Below are 23,094 nucleotides of genomic sequence, written 5' to 3'. Positions count from 1 at the left end.
ACAGTCGCCCGGGGACCCGTCGCGCTGCGGCCCCTGCCTTGGCAGCCCTCACGCCTCGCCGATCTTGCACTTTCTGTTGCGGCATTTTGGGCAGCCCGCTCAATCCGACGACCGCAAGTGCAAGATCGGCGAGGCAGGGGGCGAGACAGGGGCGGGGTGCGGGCGGGGCAGTGAGGGTGGCTCGCGTTTGGGATGATCGACGGCGTGATTCGAGGTCGGCTTCGTCCGTTGTGGTGTGGCGTACTCGCGGCGGTGGCCGTTGTCGGTGGTGCCGCGTGCACGGCGTCCCGGGTGCCGCCGCCGGACCGGCCCGTCTTCGTCGGGTCGTCGGCCTCGTCCACCCCGGCCGGTGCGCCGTCGGCCGGTGCCTCTTCGGCGGTGCCGTCGACGGGTGTTACTTCGGAGGTGCCGTCGGCCAGCGTCTCGTCGCCGCCGGTGGTGGTTGCCACGGTGCCGGGCGCGACGTCCATCGGGACCAGGGCGCGGGTGGTGGATCACGGGCCGCGCAGCGGCGCCAAGGTCGCGCTGACCTTCGACGCGGACATGACCGACGGCATGTTGGCCAGCCTGCGGGCCGGCCGGGTGAAGTCGTACGCGAACCTGCGCATCCTCGACCTGCTGGAGCGGGAGCAGGTGCCGGCGACGTTCTTCCTGACCGGTAAGTGGGTGCAGCGGTATCCGGACGTGACGCGGCGGATCGCCGGCAACCCGCGCTTCGAGTTGGCCAACCACACCTACGGGCACGCGGCGTTCACGGCGGACTGCTACGACCTGCCCCGGTTGCCGGTCGACGAGCTGGCCGGCGATGTGGCGAAGACGTTCGAGGTGATTGCGCCCTACGGCGGTCGGCAGACCCGGTACTTCCGGTTTCCCGGGTTGTGCCACGACGCGGCGGCGTTGGACGCGCTGGCGCCGCTGGGCGTGACGGTGGTCGACGGGGACGTGGTCAGTGGCGATCCGTTCGCGACGGCGTGGAAGCCGTTGGTACGGGCGGTGTTGGACCATGTTCGCCCCGGCTCGGTGGTGATCATGCATGTGACCGAGGCGAACGCGGCGATGACCGATGAGGCGTTGCCGCACATCCTGGCCGGGCTGCGTGAGCGAGGGCTGGTGCCGGCGCCGTTGTCCGAGGTGCTGGCCGGCGGCTGAGGCGACCGAGGCAGCCAGGGGCATCACGCTCGTTCCGCGTCGACCCGTGCATTCTCGTCGTCGCCGTGGGTGGACCGTCGGGCGTCATATGCCAGCATCAGCACCAGGATGGCGATGGTGGTGACGAGCTGGACGGTCGCTGGCAGGGTGACGCCGATGGCGACGGTGGCCAGTGCCGCCGCCGCGGCGGCGAGTCGGGCCGGGGGGATGGGCAGGCGTAGGGCGCGGCGTACGGCGGCGATGCCGACGAGGTAGAGCGCGACGCCACCGCCGAGGGCGAGAGCGGCGCCGACGGTGGCCGGTTCGTCGGGTCCGGCGACGGCAGTGTGCAGACCGGCGACTGTCGCGATGACGCCGAGCAGCAGCAGGAAGTGCGGGAGTACGTAGGTGCGGGCGGCCATCTGGCTGCGGGCGGCGGGGTCGGCGGCGGCCAGGGCCGCGGTGGCGGGTCGGGTGTCCGCGACGTAGGTCCACCACAGAGCGACGGGTACGGCGAGGGCGAGCACGATCGCGGTGGCCGTTGCGGCGGTGAGCTGGTCGGCGGGTACGCCCATGCCGATGGTGACGACGGATTCGCCGAGGGCGATGATGACGAGCAGTCCGTGTCGTTCGACGAAGTGCCCGGGGCGCAGGTGAAAGGCCTCGGGTACGCCGGTCCAGGACAGGCGGCGGGGGAGCAGGTAGGGCAGGACGGACTGGGTGACGACGGCGGCGGCCCAGAGGGCGGGTACGGCGGGGCCGGTGAACGCGGCGGCAGCGAGGACGAGGAGCGCGGCGCCGATGTTGTAGGGGGCGAGTCGCAGTGCGCCGCTGCGGGCGTTGGTGTGCAGAAACAGGCTGAGGTGGACGGCGACGACGATGAGGTAGCCGACGGCGAAGAGCGCGCCGCCGCCGGTGAGGGCGTCGGGTAGGGCGACGGCGCTGAGCAGGAAGCCTGCCATGCCGGCGAAGAGCAGCAGCCTGGTGGTGTTCTGTCGTGGTGGCAGGCGGTTGTTGAGCCAGGCGTAGCCGGTGTAGAGGTACCAGAGCAGGCCGAGGATCAGGGCGCTGCTGCCGAAACCGGCCCAGTTGAGGTGGGTTTCGAGGGCGTGGGCCAGTTGGGTGACGGTGAGGACGAAGACGACGTCGAAGAAGACCTCGTCGAGTGTGACCCGGTCGCCGGGGCCCGTGTTGGGAGCGGGCCGCGGGTGTCTCATGGTGGTGGACGGTAGTCGTCGGCGGTGTGTGGTGGTCCCGGGTTGAGGATTCCGCTGAGGGAGCGCCGTGGGTGGTTGTGGGCTGTGCCGGCAGCTGCTGGGCCGAGTGTTGCGAGGTGGTTTTCGAGGGCTGTCACGGTTGGGGCCCCACCGGACATGGAGTGAATGTGAGCTCCGGCATTGAGTACTACGAGGACCGCTTCCGGCGTGTCTATCTTGAGCACTTTGAGCCGTTGTTGGCGTACGCGCTGCGGCGTGTCGCGCATCCCGAGGACGCGGCGGATGTCGTCGCGGAGACCTTCCTGGTCGCCTGGCGGCGCAGGCATGACATTCCGGCCGACGGTGAAGCTCGGCTCTGGCTGTACGGCGTGGCCCGGCGGGTGCTGGCCAATCATCACCGGGGTGGGGTTCGTCGGCAGCGGTTGGGTGAGCGGTTACGTGAGCAGATCGCCGTCGTGGTGGCCGCCGATCCGGGCAGTGAGGTGCCTGAGCGGCTCGCTGTCCGGGCGGCGTTGGCAGGTCTGGGTGAGCTGGACCGCGAGGTGTTGATGCTCACCGTGTGGGAGGGCTTGCAGCCGCGAGAGGTGGCCGCGGTGCTGGGGGTGGGTCCCACAGTGGTGCGGACACGGCTGTCGCGGGCGCGAGCCAGGCTGCGCGAACTGGTCGGTGACGACCTCGGCCCGCCTGGACATGTACTCGACGTGCTGACCGCAGCGACCCGGAAGGACCAGAGATGACCGAGGAACACCTTGACCGGCTGGTTCGAGAGGCCGATCCCGCTCGGTTGGATCTCGTCGGACAGTTCGACGGGATGAAGCAGACCCTCCTGGGGGAGATCATGTCCGAGTCGACGCTCGATCGGTTCGTGGAACCACCGCGAGGGCGACCGAGTGTGCGTCGCTTCGCTGGTGTGGCGGCGGCGGTCGTGGTCCTTGCCGGCGTCGTGGCCGTCTCTGTTCTGCCGGGCGAGCCCGAGGAGGTCGGGGAGGTGGCTTCGGCTCCCAGCGCCGGTGCTCCGGTCGTCTACTCGCCGGTGGCGATGCGGGTGGCGGAGAAGAATCCGCGGCTGCTGATCAACCGGCCCGGCTGGAAGGCGACCACCGTGTACGGGTTCACGCAGGAGACGGGCACCATCACGTTTCGCAACGGTGGACGCGAGTTGGAGTTCGACTGGTATCCGGCTGACGGTTACGCCGACCGTTACGCCGACCGGCTCCACGTCAATCGTCCGAAGGCTGTGCAGGTCGACGGCTGGCCGGGTGACCAGTTCGAGTATTCCGCCAGCGACTTCGAGGTGTTGCTCCGTCCCCGTGACGGGGTCTTCGTCGAGTTGCAGACCGGGGGTGACTGGTCCCGGAAGGAGTTCGCCCGGGTTCTCGCGAACGTCGTCCGGGCGGATGCGCGTACGTGGTTGGGTGCGCTGCCGCCGGAGATCGTCATTCCGGAGCGGGCGTTGGCGCGGGCGGGCGAGGTGCTCGCGGACGTGCCGCTTCCGCCGGGCTTCGACGTCGCGACCCTGGTTGATGTCGGCATCTACGATCCCTACCACTTCGGTGCCGCTGTGACATCGCGGGTGGGTTGCGGGTGGATCGCGGAGTGGCAGCGGGCGAGGTCGAGTGGGGATGAGGCCGGGGTGCGGCGGGCCGCCGACGCGTTGCGGAGCAGTCACGGGTGGCGGGTGCTGCGGGACATGGACAAGGCCGGCGACTGGCCGGAGGTGTTCTGGGAGTACGCCGACGAGATCGCGGCCGGGACGTTGCGGCCCGGATACGTCCAGGGCCTGGACTGTCGGTGACGGAGGACGGCGGCGCCCCCGGCAAGACCATCCGGGGGTGCCGCCGTCGGTGGGTCAGTCGTTGCGGTGGTCGTGCCACCACTGCTGGCCGTTGGTGGGCAGGGTGTCGATCGGGTCGTAGTAGGCGTAGCGCTTGTTGAGCGCCTCCAAATCGGCGGATTCGATGGAGGTGCGGTAGTTCTTGGTCCAGTAGGAGATGCCGCGCTCACGGTCGTAGTCGGTGAGCATGTGCACCCAGCGCTTACCGACGAAGGGGACGTCGCAGACGATGCGGGGGGTGGCGTAGCCGGGGAGGTAGCCCATGATGTCGTGCTGGAGCTGCTGGGCGTGCCAGACCGGGACCCGCCAGTGTTCGGCGTTGGGGATCATGTCGCACATGTAGAAGTAGTACGGCAGGATGCCGGCTTCGCCTTGGAGGGCGAAGCAGAGGTCGAGCAGTTCCGGGGTGGTGGCGTTGACGCCGCGCATGAGGACGCCCTGGTTGCGGACGTCGCGGACGCCGACGTCGAGGGCGGTCTGGGCGGCCTTGGCGACCAGTGGGGTGAGTGACTGGGCGTGGTTGACGTGGGTGTGGATGGCGAGGTTGACGCCGCGGCGGGCGGCGGTGCGGGCGACCCGCTCCAGGCCCTCGACGACGTCGGGTTGCAGCCAGTGTTGGGGTAGGCCCATGAGGGCCTTGGTGGCGAGCCGGATGTCGCGGACCGTTTCCAGCTCCAGCAGGCGCATGAGGTACGACTCGAGGTTGCGCCAGGGGACGTTGGCCACGTCGCCGCCGGAGACGACCACGTCGCGGACGCCGGGGTGGGCCTTGAGGTAGGCGATGTGGGCGTCGTAGCGGTCGACGGGCTTGAGGGTGAGTTTGAGTTTGTCGACGGCGGGGGTGGAGTTGCCGACGAGGTCCATGCGGGTGCAGTGTCCGCAGTACTGGGGGCAGGTGGAGAGCAGCTCGGCGAGGACCTTGGTGGGGTAGCGGTGGGTGAGCCCTTCGGCGACCCACATGTCGTGCTCGTGGAGGCTGTCGCGGCTGGCGTAGGGGTGTGAGGGCCAGTCGGTGCGCCGGTCGGAGGCGACCGGGATCATGTAGCGGCGGATGGGGTCGGCGAGCAGGGCCTCGGTGGTGAGGGTCGCGAACGGCACCATCGTGTTGATCATTTGTGGTGGCACCAGCATGGACATGGTGGCCATTGCCGACTGGTCGGCTTCGAGGTCGGCGTAGAAGGTCTCGTCGATCAGGTCGCCGAAGACGGCGCGGAGCTGCTTGATGTTCTTGACGCAGTTGACGCGTTGCCACTGGGCGGATTCCCACTGGTCGCGGGTGACGTGGCGCCAGCCGGGGAATCGGGTCCAGTCGGGTTCGACCAGGGGGCGGCGGTGGTATTCGTAGGGCTGCCCGGCGGTCGGTACGGCGACCGGGGCGTGACGGGGTTGAGGGACGGTCTCAACCGGTTGGGTCTGGGTCACGGCCCCTCCTCGGTGTTGCGGCTGATCATCGAAGCCCGAAGGCTACTGGAAAATATTCGGTACAGAAACTAGTCTGCCGTAAGTTTTCCCGTTACGCGAGCCTTGACCGGGGCTTCGGGCGGCTGGACAGGGGAGGTCGGCGTGACGTCACCGGTGGGACTGCACCGCGTCGTGCAACCGGCGGGGGTGCTGCCGCAGGCGGCCTGGCGCCTGGACACGTCGGCGGCGATCGCGCCGAACGAGGTGCGGATCCGGGTGCAGCGGCTCAACCTGGACGCGGCGAGCTTCCGGCAGTTGTCGGAGAAGCACGGCGGCGACGGTGACGCGGTCCGCGCCGAGGTGCTGGAGATCATCGCTACCCGGGGGAAGATGCAGAACCCGGTGACCGGGTCGGGCGGGATGCTGATCGGCACCGTCGAGGAGGCCGGTCGGCGGTCCCCACTGGGCCTCAGGGCGGGGGAGCGGGTCGCGACCCTGGTGTCGTTGACGTTGACGCCCCTGGTGATCACCGATGGGTTGGCCCGTTGGGACGGGCGCAGCGAGCAGGTGCCCTGTGACGGGTGGGCGATCCTGTTCGCGCGCTCCATCGCCGCGGTGCTGCCCGACGACGAGGACCCCCAGTTGTCCCTCGCCGTGCTGGACGTGTGCGGTGCGCCCGCGCTGACCGCCCGGGTGGTGTCGCGCTACGTCGAGGAGCGTCGGCGTGGCGGTGATCCGACACCGGTGCGAGTCGCGGTGATCGGTGGGGCGGGTAAGAGCGGGTCGCTGTCGCTCGCTGCGGCGCGACGGGCGGGCGCCGCGCGTACCGTCGGGGTGGTGCCGGTGGCGGCGGAGCGCGACGCGCTGACGGCCTCCGGCCTGGCGTCGGTGGTGGCGTTGGCCGACGCGCGCGACCCGGTGGGGCTGTCCACGGCGGTGACCACCGCGTTGGGGGTGCCGGCGGACGTGACGGTGGTCTGCGTGGACGTGCCGGGGTGTGAGCACGGGGCGGTGCTGGCCACCGCTGACGGCGGCACCGTGATTTTCTTCTCCATGGCGACGAGCTTCTCCGCCGCGGCGTTGGGCGCGGAGGGGTTGGCGGCGGACGTGACGATGCTGGTGGGAAACGGGTACGTGCCGGGGCACGCGGAGTTGGCGTTGGGGCTGTTGCGGGCCGACCCAGGGGTGCGTCAGCTGTTCGCGGCGCGGATCGCGGCAGACTGAGGTCATGACGAACCCCTCGACGTTGTACCGCGGCGGCGTGCTGCACTGCCCCGCCGACCCGAGCGCCACCGCGCTGCTGGTGTCCGGTGGGCGGATTGCCTGGTTGGGGACCGACGGTGACGCGCCGCCGGCCGATCGGGTGGTGGACCTGGGCGGGGCGTTGGTGACGCCGGCGTTCGTCGACGCGCACGTGCACGCCACCGACACCGGGTTGGCGTTGTCCGGGTTGTCGTTGTCCGGGGTGCGCTCGGCGGGGCAGTTGCTCGACGCGGTGGCGGGGTTCGCGGCGGGTCTGCCGGCGGACGCGGTGGTGCTCGGGCACGGCTGGGACGAGTCGGGGTGGTCGGATCCGACGTTGCCGGACGCCGCGGCGTTGGACCGGGCCGCCGGTGGTCGGCGGGTGTATCTGTCGCAGGCGTCGATCCACTCGGCGTTGGTGTCGTCGGCGTTGCTGGCGGCGTGTCCGCAGGCGGCGCAGGCGCCCGGGTACGACGCGTCGGGCTGGTTGCGGCGCGACGCGCACCACGTGGTGCGGGCGGCCGCGCAGGCGTCGGTGAGTCGGGCGCAGCGGGTCGGGGCGCAGCGGGTGGCCCTGGCCCATGCGGCGTCGTTGGGGATCGCGGCGGTGCACGAGTGCGGTGGCCCGGAGATCTCCGACGAGGAGGACTTCACCGGTCTGCTGGGCATCTCCGGCGCGGGCCTGCCGGAGGTGTACGGGTACTGGGGTGAGCTGGGTGGTGCGGCGCGGGCCCGGGAGTTGGGCGCGGTCGGCGCCGGCGGAGACCTGTTCGCCGACGGGGCGTTGGGGTCGCGTACGGCGCACGTGTCGCAGCCGTACGGCGACGGTGAGGGTTGCGGGCACGGGTACCTGTCGGTCGAGCAGGTGCGTGATCACTTGCTGGACTGCGCGGCGCACGGCATGCAGGGCGGTTTCCACGCCATCGGTGACGCGGCGATCGGCACCGTCCTGGACGGGTTCGCGGCGGCGGCGCGGACGGTGGGGGTGGAGCGGTTGCGCGCGGCCCGGCACCGCATCGAACACGCGGAGATCATGAGCAAGGCGTTGATCGCGCGGTTCGTGGAGTACGGGGTGGTGGCGAGCATGCAGCCGGCGTTCGACCGCTTGTGGGGTGGCGCGGGCCGGATGTACGAGACGCGGTTGGGGTTGGACCGGTCGTTGGAGTCGAACCCGATGGGTGCGATGCACTCGGTGGGGGTGGCGTTGGCGTTCGGGTCGGATTCGCCGGTGACGCCGCTGGACCCGTGGGGGTCGGTGCGGGCTGCGGTCGCGCACCACAACCCGGCGCAGCGCATGGGTGTGCGCTCGGCGTTCGCGGCGCACACCCGGGGCGGGTGGCGGGCGGTGCACCTGGACGTCGAGGGGGTCCTGGCGTTGGGTGCGCCGGCGACGTTCGCGGTGTGGTCGACGCCGGCGGGGGTGGAGCGGGGTCTGCCGGTGTTGCAGGCCGAGGACCCGGAGGCGCGGGGTCCGCACGACCCGACGCCGTTGCCGGTGTGTCGGCGTCTGGTGCTGCGCGGTGAGGTCATCTACGAGGAAGGGTCATCATGACCGGGAAGCTTGATCTTGATCCGGTGCTGGTGGCGCGGGCGCGGGAGTTGGCGCGTCGGGCCGGGCAGCCGGTGGTGGACCTGGCCCGCAGCCACACCACAGTGTCGGTGGAGCGGGCGGTCCTGCGGTTGGCCGGGGTGACCGGCGCCGACCCGGATGGCATTCCGTGGGTGAACCGGCTCGTCGAGGCGGTCGCCGCGGATGTGGGGTTGGGCCACGGGGTGGCGGTGCCGGTGTTCGACGCCCTGGTGCGGGAGGGCAGCACCGACGTGACGTTGCTGGCGCAGAAGGCCGCCGCCGGGTCGGTGCGGTTCACCCAGCCGACCGGGCGGGCGGCCACGTCGGCCCGGTCGGCGGCGCGTAAGGCCGTCGGCGCGGGCATCCGGCGCATCGACCGGCGGCGCGCCGAGCGGGACCGCCTCGTCAAGCGCCACGGCGACCCGGCGCAGCGGCCGTGGATCTACCTGATCGTCGCCACCGGCGACATCTACGAGGACATTCCGCAGGCGCAGGCGGCGGCGCGCGCCGGCGCGGACGTGATCGCGGTGATCCGTTCCACCGGGCAGTCGTTGCTGGACTACGTGCCCGAGGGCGCGACCCGGGAAGGGTTCGCCGGCACGTACGCCACGCAGGAGAACTTCCGGCTGATGCGTGCGGCGTTGGACGAGTCGTCGAAGGAGGTGGGCCGCTACGTGCGGTTGACCAACTACGCGTCCGGGCTGTGCATGCCGGAGATGGCGGCCCTGGCCGGGTTGGAACGCCTCGACATGATGTTGAACGACTCGATGTACGGGATCCTGTTCCGCGACATCAACCCGGTGCGCACGTTCGTCGACCAGCGGTTCTCCCGGCAGGTGCACGCCCGCGCCGGGATCATCATCAACACCGGTGAGGACAACTACCTGACCACCGCCGACGCCGTCGACGAGGCGCACACGGTGACGGTGTCGCAGCTGCTCAACGAGTTCTTCGCGCACGAGGCGGGGTTGGCGGACTGGCAGTTGGGGTTGGGGCACGCGTTCGAGATCAATCCGGAGGTGCCGGAGTCGTTCCGGTTGGAGTTGGCGCACGCGTTGCTGGCCCGGGAGTTGTTCCCCGACGCGCCGTTGAAGTGGATGCCGCCGACGAAGCACATGACCGGTGACGTGTTCCGGGGCAACCTGCTCGACGGGTTCTTCAACCTGGCCGGTGCGCTGACCGGTCAGGGCATCCTGCTGGTGGGGATGATGACCGAGGCGGTGGTGACGCCGTGGTTGTCCGACCGGGACATCGCCCTGCAGAACGTGCGGTACGTCCTCGGCGCGGCCGGTGGGTTGCACGAGGACTTCGTGCCTGCGCCGGGTGGGTTCATCCGCCGCCGCGCCAACCAGGTCCTCGGTGAGGCGCTGGACCTGCTGGATCGCATCGGTGAGCAGACGCTGCTCACGGCGATCGCCGAGGGCACTTTCGGGATCATGAAGCGGCCCGCGGACCGCGGCAAGGGCCTCGACGGGGTCGCCGCGCACGAGGCCGACTACTGCAACCCGGCCACCGACATCCTGGAAGGGGACGCGGCATGAGCGCCGCCGACGCCGCGAAGAAGATCGTGCGGCCGTACGGGGACACCACCGGTGACGGCATGGTGCAGGTGTCGTTCACCCTGCCGGTGACCCACGACAAGCGCGCCGAGGGCGCGGCGGTGCAGTTGGCCAACAAGATGGGCATGGACCCGGCGATGGTGGTGCACGCCAAGCCGATGGGTGACGGGTTCACGTTCTTCGTCGTGTACGGGCGGGTCAACCACCTGGTCGACCTCAACGCCGTGCAGGTGGTGGAACGGGACTTCGCGCTGCTGTCGGCGAAGGACGTCAACACGGTGATCAAGCAGCGGTTGCGGCGCAAGCTGTCAGTGGTCGGGGCGTGCATCGGCACCGACGCGCACACGGTGGGTATCGACGCGATCCTCAACGTCAAGGGCATCGCGGGCGAGAAGGGCCTGGAGTACTACCGGGAGTTGAAGGTCACCAACATGGGCGCGCAGGTCAGCGTGCCGGAGCTGGTGGAGACCGCCCGGGCGGAGAAGGCCGACGCGGTGCTCGTGTCGCAGGTGGTCACCCAACGCGACGCGCACCTGCACAACACCCGGGAGATGTCGGCGGCGTTCCGGGAGGCGATGCCGGCGGGGCGGCGTCCGCTGCTGATCGTCGGTGGTCCCCGCTTCGACGAGACGATGACCGACGAGTTGGGCGTGGACCGGATCTTCGGTCGGGGCACCACGCCCGGCGAGGTGGCCAGCTACCTCGTGCACGCCCTGATCACGCAACGGAAGGCGATGGCATGACCGACGCACGGCTCGGGTTGACGGTGACGCACCGGCGGTATGTGCCGTACTCGCACGCCCACTACGCCGGGAACCTCGTCGACGGGGCGTACGCGCTGGGGTTGTTCGGCGACGTCGCCACGGAGGTGTGCATCCGTACCGACGGCGACGAGGGCCTGTTCGCCGGGTACGCCGATGTGCGTTTCCACGCGCCGGTGCACGCCGGGGACGTGGTCGAGGTCACCGCGCGGGTGTCGCGGGTGGGTAGCCGCAGCCGCACCCTGGAGCTGAGCTGCGCGGTGGTGTGCCGGGGTCGCCCGGACCGTTCCGCGTCCGCCGCGGAGGTCCTCGATCCGCCGATCGTGGCGGTCACCGCGACCGGCACCGTGGTCGTTCCCGCCGCGTCGTGACCCTGGCGGTCTGCGCCGACGTGGGTTCCACGTACACGAAGGTGGCGGTGGTGGACCTGGCCGGCGGTGTCCTGGTCGGCGCGGCGTCGGCGCCCACCACGGTGGGCACCGACGTGCTGCACGGCCTGGACGCCGCGGTCGCGGCGGCCACCGCCGGGCTCGGTGTGCGCGACGTTCCCTGGTACGTGTGCTCGTCGGCCGGTGGTGGGTTGCGGCTGGCCGTGATCGGCTACGAGCCGCTGGTCACCGCGCAGGCCGGCCGGCGGGTGGGGTTGTCCGCCGGCGCGCACGTGGTGCACGTCGCGGCCGGGCGGCTCGGCGCGGCCGACCTGACGGCGTTGCGGGCGGCCCGCCCGGACGTGGTGCTGCTCGTGGGCGGCACCGACGGCGGCGACGCCGACACGATCACCCACAACGCCACCCGCCTGGCCCGGGCCCGGTGGCGGCGGCCCGTCGTGTACGCGGGCAACGCCGACGTGCGCGAGCAGCTGACCGGGCTGCTGCGCGACGCCGGGGTGCCGGTCACCGACGCCGACAACGTCCTGCCGCGCATCGGGGTGCTCGCCCCGGCGTCGGCGCGGGCGGCGATCCGCGCGGTGTTCCTGCGCCACGTCATCGGTGGTAAACGACTGTCGCGGGGTGCCCGGTTCGCGCGGTTGGTGCGGGCGGCCACCCCCGACGCGGTGCTCACCGGTGTGGAGGTGCTCGCCGACACCCTCGGCGGTGATTTGGCGGTGGTCGACGTGGGTGGGGCCACCACCGACGTGTACTCGGTGCTTACGCCCGACGAGCGGGCCACCGGGCCGGGCCGGGAGGTCGCCGGCAGTCTGTGGCGGGCCCGCACCGTGGAGGGCGATCTGGGCATGCGGTGGAGCGCCCCCGGGGTGGTGCGGGCCGCCGTCGAGGAACGGCTGCTCACCGCCGGCGAAGCCGACGACCTGGGTGCCGCCGCGGCGCGCCGGGCGGCCGACCCGGCGTTCCTGGCCGTCGACGACGTCGAGCGGTCCGTGGACCGGCGTATCGCCACCCTCGCCGCGACGGTGGCGCTGCGCCGGCACGCCCGGGGCGCCGCCACCGGTGAGCGCGCCGGGCGGGACCTGCGCGACGTGCGGATGCTGGTGGGCTCCGGTGGAGTGCTGCGGCACTCGCCGGCTGACGTGTCCGGGCAGGTGCTGACGGCGGTCCTGGCCGACCACGCCGGCGGGTGGGCGCTGCCGCGCGCCGCCGCGGCGGTGGTCGACGCCGACTACGTGCTGGCCGCCGGAGGGCTGCTCGCCGAGGAGCACCGGGCGGCCGCGCAGGCGCTGCTACGTGAGCACCTGCGTACGCATTGAGACTCGCCGACCCGACACGCCGTGTCGCAACACACGACAGGCCGGCTGCGGGTTGACAACCGACGGGGGTCGGCACGTACCGTCTTTGAGTCCTACCACGGGAAGCGGCTGTTGTTCGCTTCGTCCCTTCGTCCGCTGGCCGAGCGACATGTTCGAGCGTCATCGTCGCGGCGGCCAGGTCCAGCGGGCGGGGGTCGGCGGGGCGGCGCGAACCGGCCGCGGTTACCGGTGTACGGGCAGGGTGAGGTGCACGGCCAGTAGACAACGGCCCGGCGGGGGCAGCCAGTCCACGTCCGGTCGGTCCGAAGGTCGTCGTGCCCCATCCTCGCCACACCGGCCGGGAAGGGCCTGGGAGCATCGGGGCGCGGCGAAAGCCGCGCCCCGATTTCATGCCCCCGCCCACGCTCCCGGCGATCTTGCGGTTTGTGTCGTTGATGTGGGCGGGAATGCCCCTTGTGTCGGCACCGGAAGTGCAGGATCGGCGAACAGGGGGCCCGGCCAGCGGGACCGTCAGGCGGGTAGCCTTCGCCGGGTGATCGAGGTGAAGCTGCGGTGACGATGCTGGACCGGGATGAGACACCCGCCCCCACGGTGATCAGCGCGCCTGCCGTCGTGGGCCGGCCCCTGCCGCTGCGGGTCGCCGTGCCCCTGGCCGTGGCCGCCGGGCTGGCCCTGCTGGTGGCGTTCCCCCCGTACGGGGTGTGGCCGCTCGCGCCGGTCGGGGTGGCGTTGCTGGCCGCCGCCGCGCACCGGCGGCGGTTGCGCGCCGGCGCCGGTCTGGGCTTCCTGACCGGGTTGGCGTTCTTCGCCCCGCTGCTGGCCTGGACGAACCTGCACACCGGCTACCTGCCGTGGGTGCTGCTGACGCTGCTGCAGGCCGGCTACGTGGCGTTGCTGGGCACCGCCACCGCCTGGGTGTCGCCGCTGGTCGACCGGGCCCGCTGGGCGTGGCCGGCGCTGACCGGGCTGCTCTGGGTCGGGCAGGAGGCGCTGCGCGACCGCACCCCGTTCGGCGGGTTCCCGTGGGGGCGGTTGGCGTTCAGCCAGGACGACTCGCCGCTGCTGCGGCTGGCCGCGCTGGGCGGCGCCCCGTTGGTCACCTTCGTCGTGGCCCTCATCGGCGGGTTGCTGGTCACCGCCGTCTGGCAGGGCTGGGTCACCGCCCAGCACCACGCACCCGAGCCCACCACCACGGCGAGCGACGCCGTGCCGGGCGCTGACAGCCCGCTGGACGGCCCCGCACGCGCCGGGGGTGCCGCGGGGCGTCGCTGGGCGCCGGTGGCCGTACCGGCCGTCGTGGCCGTCGCGCTGACCGCCGGGGCGCTGCTGGTGCCGGTCGCCTCCGCCGGGTCCGGCGCGGACGTGACAGTGGCGATCGTGCAGGGCAACGTGCCCCGGCTGGGCCTGGACTTCAACGCCCAACGGCAGGCGGTGCTCAACAACCACGTCGACGCCACCATCGAACTGGCCGAGAGGGTCGCCTCCGGGCAACAGCGGCGACCCGACCTGGTGGTGTGGCCGGAGAACTCCAGCGACATCGACCCGCTACGCAACCCCACCGCCGGGGCGCGCATCTCCCAGGCCGCCGACACCATCGGCGCGCCGATCCTGGTCGGCGCGGTGCTGCTGGGCCCCGACGCGGGGCAGGTCCGCAATGCGGGCATCCTGTGGCACCCCGGCACCGGCGCGGACCTCGAGCAGCTGTACACGAAACGCCACCCGGTGCCGTTCGCCGAGTACGTGCCGTTGCGCGACGTGGCCCGGATGGTCAGCAAGAAGGTCGACCTGATCCGCAACGACTTCGTGCCCGGAAGCACCCCGGGCGTGGTACGCGCCGGCCCCACCGTGCTCGGTGACGTGATCTGCTTCGAGGTCGCCTACGACGAGGTGGTCCGCGACACCGTCACCGGCGGCGCGCAACTGCTGGTGGTGCAGACCAACAACGCCACCTTCGACGTGGCGGAGGCCCGCCAGCAGATGGCCATGGTGCGGCTGCGGGCGGTGGAGCACGGACGGCCGGCGTTGATGGCCTCAACGGTCGGGGTGTCCGGGTTCGTCGCACCCGACGGGCGGGTAAGCGATGCCACCGGGTTCAACACCCGGGAGGTCGTGGTGCGGCAGTTGCGGCTCGACGACGGACGCACCCTCGCCACCCGCCTCGGCTGGTGGCCCGAGGTGGCGCTCGCCGCGCTGGCCGCGGCGGCCCTGGTCGGCGCGGCGGTGCTGCGCCGGCGGCAGCGGGTCAGGCCCGGATAGCAACAGCCGGTACGCCGGCGGGAGCGGAGGAACCGTGATCCAGGCGACCGATACGATCCGACGCGCGGACGAGGTGCCCGGGGTGGGCCGGGTACTGGTGGTGATCCCCACCTACAACGAGGCCGACAACATCGCCGTGATCGTGGGCCGGGTCCGGCGGGCCGCCCCGGCGGTGCGGATCCTCATCGCCGACGACAACAGCCCCGACGGCACCGGCGCGATCGCCGACGCCCTCGCCGACGGCGACGCGCACGTGCAGGTGCTGCACCGTCAGGGCAAGGAGGGCCTCGGCGCGGCGTACCTGGCCGGTTTCGGGTGGGCGCGCGAGCGTGGCTACCAGGCGGTCGTGGAGATGGACGCCGACGGCTCGCACGCCCCGGAGGACCTGCCGGCGCTGCTGGACGCCGCCCGCGACGCCGACGTGGTGATCGGCTCCCGGTGGACCCGTGGCGCGCGGGTGCTCAACTGGCCGCTGCGACGGCTGCTGCTGTCACGCGGCGGCAACCTGTACGCGCGCCTGGCGCTGGGCATGCCCGTCTCGGACGCCACCGGCGGTTACCGGGTGTACCGGATCAGCGCGTTGGACGCCATCGACCTGGAGTCGGTGACCTCGCAGGGCTACTCGTTCCAGGTGGAGCTGTCGCGGCTGGCGCACCGGGCCGGGGTACGGATCGTGGAGGTCCCGATCACCTTCGCCGAGCGGGAGCGCGGCGACAGCAAGATGAGCCCGAAGATCGTGGCCGAGGCGCTGTGGCGGATCACCGCCTGGGGGGTGCGCGACCGGCGCCAGGCGGTACGCCGGGGCCTGCACGGCACCGCCACCGGCCAGGCGCGGTGGCCGTGAGCGGGTCGGGCGCGGTGGCCGTGGACGCGGCCGTGTCATGCTGGATGAGCGGAACACGTCCGTGGTGTCCGCAGGAATGGCGATGAGGTGAGATGCGCCGAGGACTGAGGTTCGTACCGTTGGCCCTGTTGCTGGCGGTGGTGCTGGAGCTGGCGGTGTTCGTCGGCGTGGGACGGGCGCTGGGGTTCGGCGCGGCGGTGTTGCTGGTGTTCGCCGCGTCCCTGCTGGGGTTGGTCCTGCTGCGCCGCGAGGGGATGCGCGCCTGGCGTGGGTTCCGGGCTGCGGCGTCGGCCGGGCAACCCCCGGGTGGGCAGGTGACCGACGGGCTGGTCGGGCTGGCCGGGGCACTGTTGCTGGCGGTGCCCGGCCTGGTCAGTGGGCTGGTCGGGTTGCTGCTGCTGGTGCCGCCGGTGCGTCGACTGGCCCGCGTCGGGGTGCGCCGTGCCACCGAGCGGCGGGTGTCGTCGATGGTCGCCGGTGACCTGTTCGGGCCCCGCACGGTGCGGGTGCGCCAGGGTGCGCCGCAACCGACACCGCAGCCGGAACAGCCCGTTGTGGTCGACGGCGGTCGCGCCATCGAGGGCGAGATCGTCGAACCCGGCCGGCACTGACACCACCCCACACACAGACACGACGGCGCCCCCGGGGAGAACCCCGGGGGCGCCGTCGTCGTACGTCGTGCGGCTCAGGCGCGGCCGCGGCGGGTCCGAACCTCCTGCAGGCGTTCCTCCAGGATGTCCTCCAGCTCGGCGATGGAACGCCGCTCCAGAAGCATGTCCCAGTGGGTACGCGGGGGCTTGGCCTTCTTCTGCTCCGGCTCGTTGCCGTCGACGAGTCGGGCGACGCTGCCGTCGAACTTGCACTCCCAGGTCGTCGGGACCTCGGCGTCGACGGCGAACGGCACCTCGAACTGGTGGCCCTTGGCGCAGAGGTACTCGCGGGTCTGACGCGGCGCGAGCTCCGTGTTGCGGTCGGATTCATAGCTCACCGCGCCAAGGCGGCTTCCGCGCAGCATACGCTCGCCCATGATCGACTTCCCCTCGTTCGTGGTGCTGGTCTTCTGGGTGTAACGGTGCGTCCCCGTCGAGCCATTCCCGCCCGAGGGCGTGAGGCGTCCACGGGTGGGCCGGGACCAAGGGTAGCCGGCCGGGACGCTCACCCGGTGAGGTGATCCCCAGGCGGGTCGGGACGACGGTGCGTGTCCGCTGCCACCGGGGTGGTTAACCGCTTGAGCCTACCGAAGGTTGCGCCACGATCGTCAGGTGGCGTCCTTGGTAGTGGTGGCGCCGAGGCGGGCCAGCGCCAACGCCAGGTCGCTGACCTGGTCGCCGAGCTGCGCCACCCGCCGCTGCGCGAGATCCCGGTCGGTCTCGGCGGCGTCGAGTCGTACCGTCAGGGCGGTGCGGTGACCCTCGGCGGTCGCCGCGGCCTGCCGGGCCACGGTCAGCTCGGCGGTGAGCGTGTCGCGCTGGGCGGCGAGGGCCGCCACCTCCGCGCGCAGCCGCGCCGCGACCTCGGCGGCCTCCTGCCGGGCGTCGTCGGCCTGCCGGGCGGCGACCTCGGCGCGGTCGCGGGCCCGGTCGGCCTGCTCGCGCGCCCGGGCGGCGTCGGCGGCCTCGGCGCGGGTCCGCGCCGCGTCGGCGCGCGACTGCTCGATCTGGCGGCGGACGTCCTGCACCTCGGCCTGCCACCGCCCGGCCCGCTCGGTCGCCTCGGCGGCGGCCCGGCTGGCCCGGTCGGCCTCGGCGCGCAGCGCGTCGCGTTCCACGCCCAGGTCGGCCACCCGCTGCCGTTCGGTGTCGCGCTCCGTGCGCAGGTCCCGTGCCTCGGCGCGGGCCTGGTCGCGGTCGCGTTCGGCCTGGGCGCGCAGCGCCTCGGCCGCGCTGGCGTCGTGGCGCGCCTGGTCGCGGGCGGCCTCGGCGTGCCGCGCCCGCTCGTCGGCGGCGGCGCCCTGCCGCTGGGCCAGCTCGGCGCGCTGGCGGGCGTCGTCGGCCTCGGCGCGGGCCTCCCGGGCCTGCTCGCGGGCGCGCGCCGCGTCGGCCGCCGCGTTCTCGGCGTCGTCGCGGGCCTCGTCGCGTTCGGTCTGCGCCGCCGCGATCTCGCTGGCGGCCTCCGCGCGGACCTGCGCGAGCTGCCGCTGCACACCCACCGGGGACAACTCGGCGTGCAGCGACTCGGTCAACGTCTCGACGATCTGGTCGAGCCGGTCCACCGCCTCCCAGGTGCGGGCCACCTGCCCGGGCAGACCGGGGGCGTTGCGGTGGCGCATCCGGCTGTTGCGCGAGGCGCGCTGGCAGGCGCCGTCGTTGTCGCGGCAGTAGCGAAACGGTCGACCCGCGCCGACACGCTGCGGCACCGGCGCTCCACAGTGGGCGCACGGGCGGGTCTCGGTGGTGCTGGGCTGGGCGTCCATCGAGGGCGAAGTCTAGTGCCGGCCCATCAGCTCGCCGCCCGGGCCGTCGCGTCCAGGGTGTAGCGGCGTTGCAGCAGCACCGCCGCCAGCATCGCCACCGCCGGCAGCGACCCGAAGCCGTAGCGGACCGCCGCGAGCGCGGCGTCGGGCTGCACCGGCGACTCACCGGCCGTCGAGGCCACGAAACCACCCACGGTCAGGCACAGCGCGTACGCGTACGGGCCCAGGGCCGCGCCGGTGGCCTCGGTGGCCGTCCACACCCCGGTGTAGGTGCCGGCCCCGGTGCCGCCGGCGTTGCGGATCACGTCGGGCAGCATCGAGAACGGCAACAGCTGCATGCCGGCGAACGCCACCCCGAGCACCGCCACCGCGCCGATGAGCACCGGCAGGCCGGCCGGTCGGCCCACCGCCAGCACCAGGGAGCCGATCGCGAACGCGCCCTGCGCGCCGAGCAGCGCCCGCTGCTTGCCGACGCGTCGGGCCACCACCAGCCAGGCCGGCGTGACCAGCAGCGCCGGTGCCACGAACGCGGCCACCAGCACCGTGGTCAGGCCGGGGGCGCGCAACTCGTACTCGGCGTAGTAGGGCACCCCGGCGAGCACCAGGTGGGTGGTGGTGGACATCGCCAGGTACGCGGCGACCAGCCACCGGAACTGCCTGTCGCGCAGCGCCGTGCGCAACGCCCGCCACCCGCCGTGCCCGGACGCGGTGCTGGCCGGCGCGGACCCGCGCAGCCGGGCGATGCCGGCGACACCGACCAGCATGGCCACCAGCATCCCCACGGCCAGGACCACGCCCATCCGCTGGTAGCCGTCGCGCGTCGCGGCGTCGCCGCCGGTGAGCAGCGGGGCCAGCAGCCCGGAGACCAGGATGCCCAGGGTCAGCACCACCATCCGGAACGCCATCAACCGGGTGCGTTCGTCATAACCGATGCGCAGGTCGGCCGGGGTGGCCAGGTAGGGGACCTGGTAGGCGGCGAAGAGCAGGTTGCCGGCGATGAAGAACACCGCCACCCACGCGGCGGCCGGCGTGCCGGTCAGGCCGCCGGGCACCGCGAAGAGCGCGGCGAACGCGACCGGCAGGGCGCAGCCGATCAGCAGCAGGCGACGACGGTCGCCGCGTCGGGTCTGCTCGACGTCGGCGCGGTGCCCCACCCACGGGTGCAGCAGCACGTCGGCGACCTTCGGCAGCAGCAGCGCCAGGCCGGCCAGCCACGGCGCGACGGCCAGCACGTCGGTGAGGAAGTAGAGCAGCAGCAGGCCGGGCACTGTCACCCAGACGCCCATGCCGAGCGAGCCGGCCGCGAAGCCCGCCAGGGGGCCGCGTGGCAGGGTCGTTTCGGTGGCGGCCGCGGGCCGCCGGTCCAGCCCGGTCATCGCCGCATCCTCTCCGCAATCCAACGGTTGCTGGATTCTAGGGGCAGAATGGCGGCCATGACCATGCCCCGCCGCCGCCCGGGTCGGCCCCGCCGCGACGAGACCCGGCCGACCCGCGAGGTGGTGCTCACCGCGGCGACCGCGCTCTTCGCCGAGCGGGGCTTCGACGCCGTCGGGCTGCGGGAGGTCGCCGCCGCCGCCGGCGTCGACGTCGCCACTGTCGCGCACCACACGGGTACGAAGGCGGCGCTCTACGACGCGTGCTTCGCCCGGGTGTTCGCCGCCGAGCGGGACGTGCTGACCGAGGCCGCCGAGCAGGCCCGTGCCGCTCTCGACGCGGGTCCGGACGCGGCGCGACGGGCCCTGCACGAGCTGGTCGACGTCTTCGTCGACTTTTTGGAGGACCGCCCCGAGACCACCGCGCTGTGGTTGCGCCGCTGGTTGGAACCGCAGCGGCACGCCGAGTTGGACCAGCGTTACGCCGACCCGTTGTACCGGCTGGTCGCGGAGCTGCTCACCGCCGCCGCGGCGACCGGCGCGCTGGCCGAGCCGACCCCGCACATCACCGTACGCAGTCTGGTGTGGGCGACGCACGGGCATGTGGTGGCGCTGGCCGCGGGCGCGCCCGGCGCTCGGGAACGGCGCGAGTTCCGGGTGTTCGTGCATCGCCTGCTCGACGGGCTCTATGGATCGCCGACCCCTTGACGGGCCGCCGCCACGCGACGATTATCCATCAGACGTTGGATTAATGGGGGCGGCAATGGGCGTACCACCTCGGGTGGCGGTGATCGGGGCTGGCGCCGCCGGGCTCGCCGCGGTCAAGGCACTTCGCGACGTCGACGTGGCAACGGTGGGCTTCGAGGCCGCCGAGCAGGTCGGTGGCCTCTGGGTGTACGGGGCGCCGGACTCGCCCGCGTACCGCACGCTGCACCTCAACACCAGCCGTGGTCGCACCCAGTTCGCCGACCACCCGATGCCGACCGACTGGCCCGACTACCCCGACCACAGTCGTGTCGCCGGTTACCTCGCCGACTACGCCGCGCGCTTCGGCCTCGCCGACAGCATCCGGCTGGGGCACACCGTGCAGCGGGTCACCCAGCACCCCGACGGCACCTGGACCGTGGCCGCCAGCGGCCCGACGGGCCCGGTCGAGGTCACCGTCGACGCCGTGGTCGTCGCCAACGGGCACAACCGGGTGCCCCGCCTCCCCGACCCCGGCTACCCCGGCACCTGCACCGCCGAGCAGATCCACAGCCACGACTACCGGGGTCCGGAGCAGTTGGCCGGCCGGCGGGTCCTGGTCGTCGGCGGCGGCAACTCCGCGATGGACATCGCCGTCGACGCGTCGTACGCCGCCACCCGCACCCTGCTGTCGCTGCGCCGAGGCGTCTGGGTGGTACCGAAGTACCTGCTGGGACGACCCTCGGACACCCTCAACGGGGCGTTGGCCCGCCGACTGCCATGGCGTCTGCGCCAACGCATCACCCAGACGATGCTGAACGCCACCGTCGGCAACCCCAGCCGCTACGGGCTGCCCACGCCGACGCACGGCTTCCTGCAGGACCACCCGACGCTCTCCGACGGGTTGCTGTCGCGGCTGACCCACGGTGACGTCGAGGCCCGACCCGGCGTCGTCGCCCTCGACGGCGACCGGGTGGAGTTCACCGACGGCCGCAGCGACACCGTCGACCTGATCATCTGGTGCACCGGCTACCGGGTCGATATCCCGTTCCTCGACCCAGCGTTGCTCGCCGGAGGCGCCGACACCCTGCCGCTGTACCGGCACGTGTTCCACCCCGACGCCCCCGGGCTGAGCTTCGTCGGGTTGATGCAGTCCACCGGCTCCGCCTTCCCCCTGGTCGAGGCGCAGGCGAAGCTGATCGCGGCGCACCTCGCCGGCCGGTACGCGCTGCCGGACCCGGCCCGACAGCGCGCCGCGTGCCGGGCCGAACTGCGGGCCGCGACCGCCCGCTGGGGTCAGCGCCGCCCGGCGATGCGGGTGGACTTCGACGTCTACCTGGCCGAGCTGGCCCGGGAGTTGAGCGTCGGGACCCGCCGTGCCCGCCCCACCCCGAGCGGAGCCGGGCGGTGACGAGATCGCTGACCGGTCGGCGGGTGCTGGTCACCGGGGCGAGCGGGACCTTCGGCCGCCACCTCGGCGCCGCGCTGAGCGCTGCCGGCGCCCGGGTGGTGGGGCTCGACCTGCACGCCCGTTCCGACGGCGACGTGCCGGTGCTGGCCTGCGACCTGACCGATCCGGACGCCGTACCGGCGGGGGTGCGGGCCGCCGTCGACCGGCTCGGCGGGCTCGACCTGCTGATCAACAACGCCGGTGTCGGTGGTCCCGCGCCGGCCGAGTTGCCGCCCGACGAGGTGGTCCGCCAGCAGTTGGAGGTCAATTTGCTCGCCGCCTGGCGTACCACCGCCGCCGCGCTGCCCCCACTGCTCACCGCACGGGGACGGGTGATCTTCGTGGCCAGCCGGATGGCGGTGCTGCCGCTGCCGCTCGCCGCCGCGTACGGGGTGAGCAAACGGGCCCTGGTCGCCTACGCCGACGCGCTGCGCCACGAGGTGGGCACCCACGTCGGGGTCAGCGTCGTCTACCCGAGCATGGTCGCCTCACCGATCCACGACAGCACCGCCGAGGCCGGGCTGTCCCTGCGAGGGGTGTCGCGCCCCGAGCCCGTCGAAGGGGTGGTCGCGGCGATCCTGCGGACCGCCACCGCCCGGCGGGCGCCCCGGGACGTGGCGACCACCGCACGCGGCCGGCTGGAGATGGCCGTCGGCCGGCACGCGCCCGCGCTGGCCGACCGGCTGGTACGCCGTACCCTCGCCGCCCGGCTCGCCGCCGGTGACCTGGACGCCGCGCCGCTGGCCGCGGGGATGCTCGACCGCCACCGGGAGCGCTGACCGCCCGGGTCAGGGCGTGGCGACGGCAGCGCGCGAGCGGTCGGCGGCGATGCGAACAGCCAGCGCCGCGAGCGCGGTGCCGGTGACCCACCGTTGCACCCGCAACCACACCGGCCGGCGGGCGAAGAACCCCGCGAGGGCGCCGGCGCTGAGCACGATCAGCGCGTTCACGCTCAGCGCCACGACGATCTGGGTCAGACCGAGCAGCAGGCTCTGCGTGGCCACGTGCCCCCGCGTCGGGTCGATGAACTGCGGTAGCAGCGATACGTAGAGGATCGCGATCTTCGGGTTGAGCAGGTTGGTGACCAGGCCCATGGTGAACAGCCGCCGGGGCGGGTCCGGTGGCAGCGGCGCGGGACGGAACGGTGACTGCCCACCCGGGCGCAGCGTCCGCCAGGCCAGCCAGAGCAGGTAGCCGGCGCCGGCCAGCTTCACCACCGCGTACAACGTCGGCACCAGGACGAAGACGGTGGCCAGTCCGGCGACCGCCGCCACCAGGTAGACGCCGAAGCCGGCGGCGACCCCGAGCAGCGAGATGAGCCCGGCACGGCGGCCCTGCGCCACCGAGCGGGAGACCAGATAGACCATGTTCGGGCCGGGCGTGAGCACCAGCCCCAACGCCACCAGCGCGATGCCCAGCAGTGCACCCGTACTCACCATGATGCTTCCCCCGTCCGATGGATCCCTCACCGACCGTAATCGGGCTGAACGTCCCCACCCAGGGCCACCTGACAGGCCGTGGCCTGCGATCCGCAGTGATCCACTCACGTTCGGCGCGACGGCAGCACCGTCGGCGGGAATGCTCACCGTCGCGGGCGTGCTGACCCCTGGCAAGGGCGTGTCGCCGGTCGCAGGCGGCGCGTTACGGTGGCCAGGGA

General features: G+C 72.8%; 21 protein-coding genes. 15 read left to right on the top strand and 6 right to left on the bottom strand.

The features are described 5' to 3' along the window. The first annotated feature begins 204 nt into the window (after positions 1–204). Positions 205–1,149 carry a polysaccharide deacetylase family protein gene (locus ACLQ3F_RS06615; RefSeq protein WP_425847115.1) on the top strand — a complete coding sequence of 315 codons (945 nt, stop codon included), beginning with the start codon at positions 205–207 and terminating at the stop codon, positions 1,147–1,149. 23 nt (positions 1,150–1,172) lie between these two features. Here ACLQ3F_RS06615 and ACLQ3F_RS06610 read toward each other — a convergent pair whose 3' ends face one another. Then, positions 1,173–2,345, bottom strand: coding sequence for a low temperature requirement protein A (locus tag ACLQ3F_RS06610; protein ID WP_425847112.1), 1,173 nt, complete (start codon positions 2,343–2,345; stop codon positions 1,173–1,175). A 167-nt stretch (positions 2,346–2,512) separates the two neighbouring features. Here ACLQ3F_RS06610 and ACLQ3F_RS06605 point away from each other — a divergent pair, with 167 nt between their 5' ends. Together ACLQ3F_RS06605 and ACLQ3F_RS06600 are read left to right on the top strand one after the other, a co-directional pair. After that, the gene (locus ACLQ3F_RS06605; protein WP_425847110.1) at positions 2,513–3,082 is read left to right on the top strand and encodes an RNA polymerase sigma factor; all 570 of its coding nucleotides are present in this window, start codon (positions 2,513–2,515) and stop codon (positions 3,080–3,082) included. Continuing rightward, positions 3,079–4,140, top strand: coding sequence for a hypothetical protein (locus ACLQ3F_RS06600; protein WP_425847107.1), 1,062 nt, complete (start codon positions 3,079–3,081; stop codon positions 4,138–4,140). The genes ACLQ3F_RS06605 and ACLQ3F_RS06600 overlap by 4 nt, the downstream gene beginning before the upstream one ends. A 54-nt stretch (positions 4,141–4,194) precedes the next feature. Here the strand turns inward: ACLQ3F_RS06600 and ACLQ3F_RS06595 are convergent, their stop codons facing one another. Then, positions 4,195–5,601, bottom strand: coding sequence for a KamA family radical SAM protein (locus ACLQ3F_RS06595; RefSeq protein WP_425847104.1), 1,407 nt, complete (start codon positions 5,599–5,601; stop codon positions 4,195–4,197). Between the two features lie 153 nt (positions 5,602–5,754). Between ACLQ3F_RS06595 and ACLQ3F_RS06590 the strand changes: the two genes are divergently transcribed. The 9 genes from ACLQ3F_RS06590 (at position 5,755) to ACLQ3F_RS06550 (ending at position 16,128) form a co-directional block, all read left to right on the top strand. After that, a complete protein-coding gene (locus ACLQ3F_RS06590) occupies positions 5,755–6,804 on the top strand; it encodes a zinc-binding alcohol dehydrogenase (protein ID WP_425847399.1) in 1,050 nt (349 codons plus the stop codon). A 4-nt stretch (positions 6,805–6,808) separates the two neighbouring features. Beyond that, on the top strand, positions 6,809–8,374 hold the full coding sequence (locus ACLQ3F_RS06585; RefSeq protein WP_425847101.1) for an amidohydrolase: 1,566 nt from the start codon (positions 6,809–6,811) through the stop codon (positions 8,372–8,374). Next, positions 8,371–9,933, top strand: coding sequence for a lysine 5,6-aminomutase subunit alpha (locus ACLQ3F_RS06580; RefSeq protein WP_355007463.1), 1,563 nt, complete (start codon positions 8,371–8,373; stop codon positions 9,931–9,933). The genes ACLQ3F_RS06585 and ACLQ3F_RS06580 overlap by 4 nt, the downstream gene beginning before the upstream one ends. Further along, the gene (locus tag ACLQ3F_RS06575; protein ID WP_355007464.1) at positions 9,930–10,694 is read left to right on the top strand and encodes an OAM dimerization domain-containing protein; all 765 of its coding nucleotides are present in this window, start codon (positions 9,930–9,932) and stop codon (positions 10,692–10,694) included. The genes ACLQ3F_RS06580 and ACLQ3F_RS06575 overlap by 4 nt, the downstream gene beginning before the upstream one ends. Beyond that, positions 10,691–11,083: a hotdog domain-containing protein gene (locus tag ACLQ3F_RS06570; protein WP_357223158.1), complete on the top strand. Its 393-nt coding sequence runs from the start codon at positions 10,691–10,693 to the stop codon at positions 11,081–11,083. Before ACLQ3F_RS06575 ends, ACLQ3F_RS06570 begins: the two co-directional genes overlap by 4 nt. Next, a complete protein-coding gene (locus ACLQ3F_RS06565; RefSeq protein ID WP_425847097.1) occupies positions 11,080–12,417 on the top strand; it encodes a glutamate mutase L in 1,338 nt (445 codons plus the stop codon). The genes ACLQ3F_RS06570 and ACLQ3F_RS06565 overlap by 4 nt, the downstream gene beginning before the upstream one ends. A gap of 558 nt (positions 12,418–12,975) precedes the next feature. Then, positions 12,976–14,673: an apolipoprotein N-acyltransferase gene (gene lnt, locus ACLQ3F_RS06560; protein WP_425847398.1), complete on the top strand. Its 1,698-nt coding sequence runs from the start codon at positions 12,976–12,978 to the stop codon at positions 14,671–14,673. Positions 14,674–14,707: 34 nt separating this feature from the next. Further along, positions 14,708–15,517, top strand: a complete 810-nt coding sequence (locus tag ACLQ3F_RS06555; protein WP_425847095.1) for a polyprenol monophosphomannose synthase — start codon at positions 14,708–14,710, stop codon at positions 15,515–15,517. A 92-nt stretch (positions 15,518–15,609) separates the two neighbouring features. Continuing rightward, positions 15,610–16,128 (top strand): FxsA family protein, encoded by a 519-nt coding sequence (locus ACLQ3F_RS06550; protein ID WP_355007467.1) that lies wholly within the window; start codon positions 15,610–15,612, stop codon positions 16,126–16,128. A gap of 74 nt (positions 16,129–16,202) precedes the next feature. Here the strand turns inward: ACLQ3F_RS06550 and ACLQ3F_RS06545 are convergent, their stop codons facing one another. The 3 genes from ACLQ3F_RS06545 to ACLQ3F_RS06535 form a co-directional block, all read right to left on the bottom strand. Continuing rightward, positions 16,203–16,544, bottom strand: a complete 342-nt coding sequence (locus ACLQ3F_RS06545; RefSeq protein ID WP_091398247.1) for an RNA polymerase-binding protein RbpA — start codon at positions 16,542–16,544, stop codon at positions 16,203–16,205. 231 nt (positions 16,545–16,775) lie between these two features. Next, on the bottom strand, positions 16,776–17,930 hold the full coding sequence (locus tag ACLQ3F_RS06540) for a hypothetical protein (RefSeq protein WP_425847091.1): 1,155 nt from the start codon (positions 17,928–17,930) through the stop codon (positions 16,776–16,778). 26 nt (positions 17,931–17,956) lie between these two features. Continuing rightward, positions 17,957–19,306, bottom strand: a complete 1,350-nt coding sequence (locus ACLQ3F_RS06535; protein ID WP_425847089.1) for an MFS transporter — start codon at positions 19,304–19,306, stop codon at positions 17,957–17,959. Positions 19,307–19,363: 57 nt separating this feature from the next. On the opposite strand from ACLQ3F_RS06535, the gene ACLQ3F_RS06530 reads away from it, so the two are divergent. Genes ACLQ3F_RS06530 through ACLQ3F_RS06520 form a run of 3 tightly spaced genes read left to right on the top strand, consistent with a single transcriptional unit; the run spans position 19,364 to position 22,216 of the window. Next, a complete protein-coding gene (locus ACLQ3F_RS06530; protein WP_357206552.1) occupies positions 19,364–20,011 on the top strand; it encodes a TetR/AcrR family transcriptional regulator in 648 nt (215 codons plus the stop codon). 55 nt (positions 20,012–20,066) lie between these two features. Beyond that, positions 20,067–21,398: a flavin-containing monooxygenase gene (locus ACLQ3F_RS06525; protein ID WP_425847085.1), complete on the top strand. Its 1,332-nt coding sequence runs from the start codon at positions 20,067–20,069 to the stop codon at positions 21,396–21,398. Beyond that, the gene (locus tag ACLQ3F_RS06520; RefSeq protein WP_357206556.1) at positions 21,395–22,216 is read left to right on the top strand and encodes an SDR family NAD(P)-dependent oxidoreductase; all 822 of its coding nucleotides are present in this window, start codon (positions 21,395–21,397) and stop codon (positions 22,214–22,216) included. Before ACLQ3F_RS06525 ends, ACLQ3F_RS06520 begins: the two co-directional genes overlap by 4 nt. A 9-nt stretch (positions 22,217–22,225) precedes the next feature. On the opposite strand, the gene ACLQ3F_RS06515 is transcribed toward ACLQ3F_RS06520, so the two are convergent. After that, on the bottom strand, positions 22,226–22,876 hold the full coding sequence (locus tag ACLQ3F_RS06515) for a LysE family translocator (protein WP_357258791.1): 651 nt from the start codon (positions 22,874–22,876) through the stop codon (positions 22,226–22,228). Positions 22,877–23,094: the final 218 nt, after the last annotated feature.

This window comes from Micromonospora sp. DT15 (assembly GCF_049841475.1).
In the GTDB taxonomy this organism is placed as follows: Bacteria; Actinomycetota; Actinomycetes; order Mycobacteriales; family Micromonosporaceae; genus Micromonospora.
This window is presented reverse-complemented; position numbering and strand designations above follow the sequence as displayed.

Bases quoted from the DNA above. Each gene is read 5' to 3' on its own strand.
- ACLQ3F_RS06610 (WP_425847112.1), bottom strand. From the start codon at position 2,345: ATGAGACACCCGCGGCCCGCTCCCAACACGGGCCCCGGCGACCGGGTC.
- ACLQ3F_RS06600 (WP_425847107.1), top strand. From the start codon at position 3,079: ATGACCGAGGAACACCTTGACCGGCTGGTTCGAGAGGCCGATCCCGCT.
- ACLQ3F_RS06585 (WP_425847101.1), top strand. From the start codon at position 6,809: ATGACGAACCCCTCGACGTTGTACCGCGGCGGCGTGCTGCACTGCCCC.
- ACLQ3F_RS06580 (WP_355007463.1), top strand. From the start codon at position 8,371: ATGACCGGGAAGCTTGATCTTGATCCGGTGCTGGTGGCGCGGGCGCGG.
- ACLQ3F_RS06575 (WP_355007464.1), top strand. From the start codon at position 9,930: ATGAGCGCCGCCGACGCCGCGAAGAAGATCGTGCGGCCGTACGGGGAC.
- ACLQ3F_RS06570 (WP_357223158.1), top strand. From the start codon at position 10,691: ATGACCGACGCACGGCTCGGGTTGACGGTGACGCACCGGCGGTATGTG.
- lnt (WP_425847398.1), top strand. From the start codon at position 12,976: ATGCTGGACCGGGATGAGACACCCGCCCCCACGGTGATCAGCGCGCCT.
- ACLQ3F_RS06550 (WP_355007467.1), top strand. From the start codon at position 15,610: ATGCGCCGAGGACTGAGGTTCGTACCGTTGGCCCTGTTGCTGGCGGTG.
- ACLQ3F_RS06545 (WP_091398247.1), bottom strand. From the start codon at position 16,544: ATGGGCGAGCGTATGCTGCGCGGAAGCCGCCTTGGCGCGGTGAGCTAT.
- ACLQ3F_RS06540 (WP_425847091.1), bottom strand. From the start codon at position 17,930: ATGGACGCCCAGCCCAGCACCACCGAGACCCGCCCGTGCGCCCACTGT.
- ACLQ3F_RS06535 (WP_425847089.1), bottom strand. From the start codon at position 19,306: ATGACCGGGCTGGACCGGCGGCCCGCGGCCGCCACCGAAACGACCCTG.
- ACLQ3F_RS06530 (WP_357206552.1), top strand. From the start codon at position 19,364: ATGACCATGCCCCGCCGCCGCCCGGGTCGGCCCCGCCGCGACGAGACC.
- ACLQ3F_RS06525 (WP_425847085.1), top strand. From the start codon at position 20,067: ATGGGCGTACCACCTCGGGTGGCGGTGATCGGGGCTGGCGCCGCCGGG.
- ACLQ3F_RS06515 (WP_357258791.1), bottom strand. From the start codon at position 22,876: ATGGTGAGTACGGGTGCACTGCTGGGCATCGCGCTGGTGGCGTTGGGG.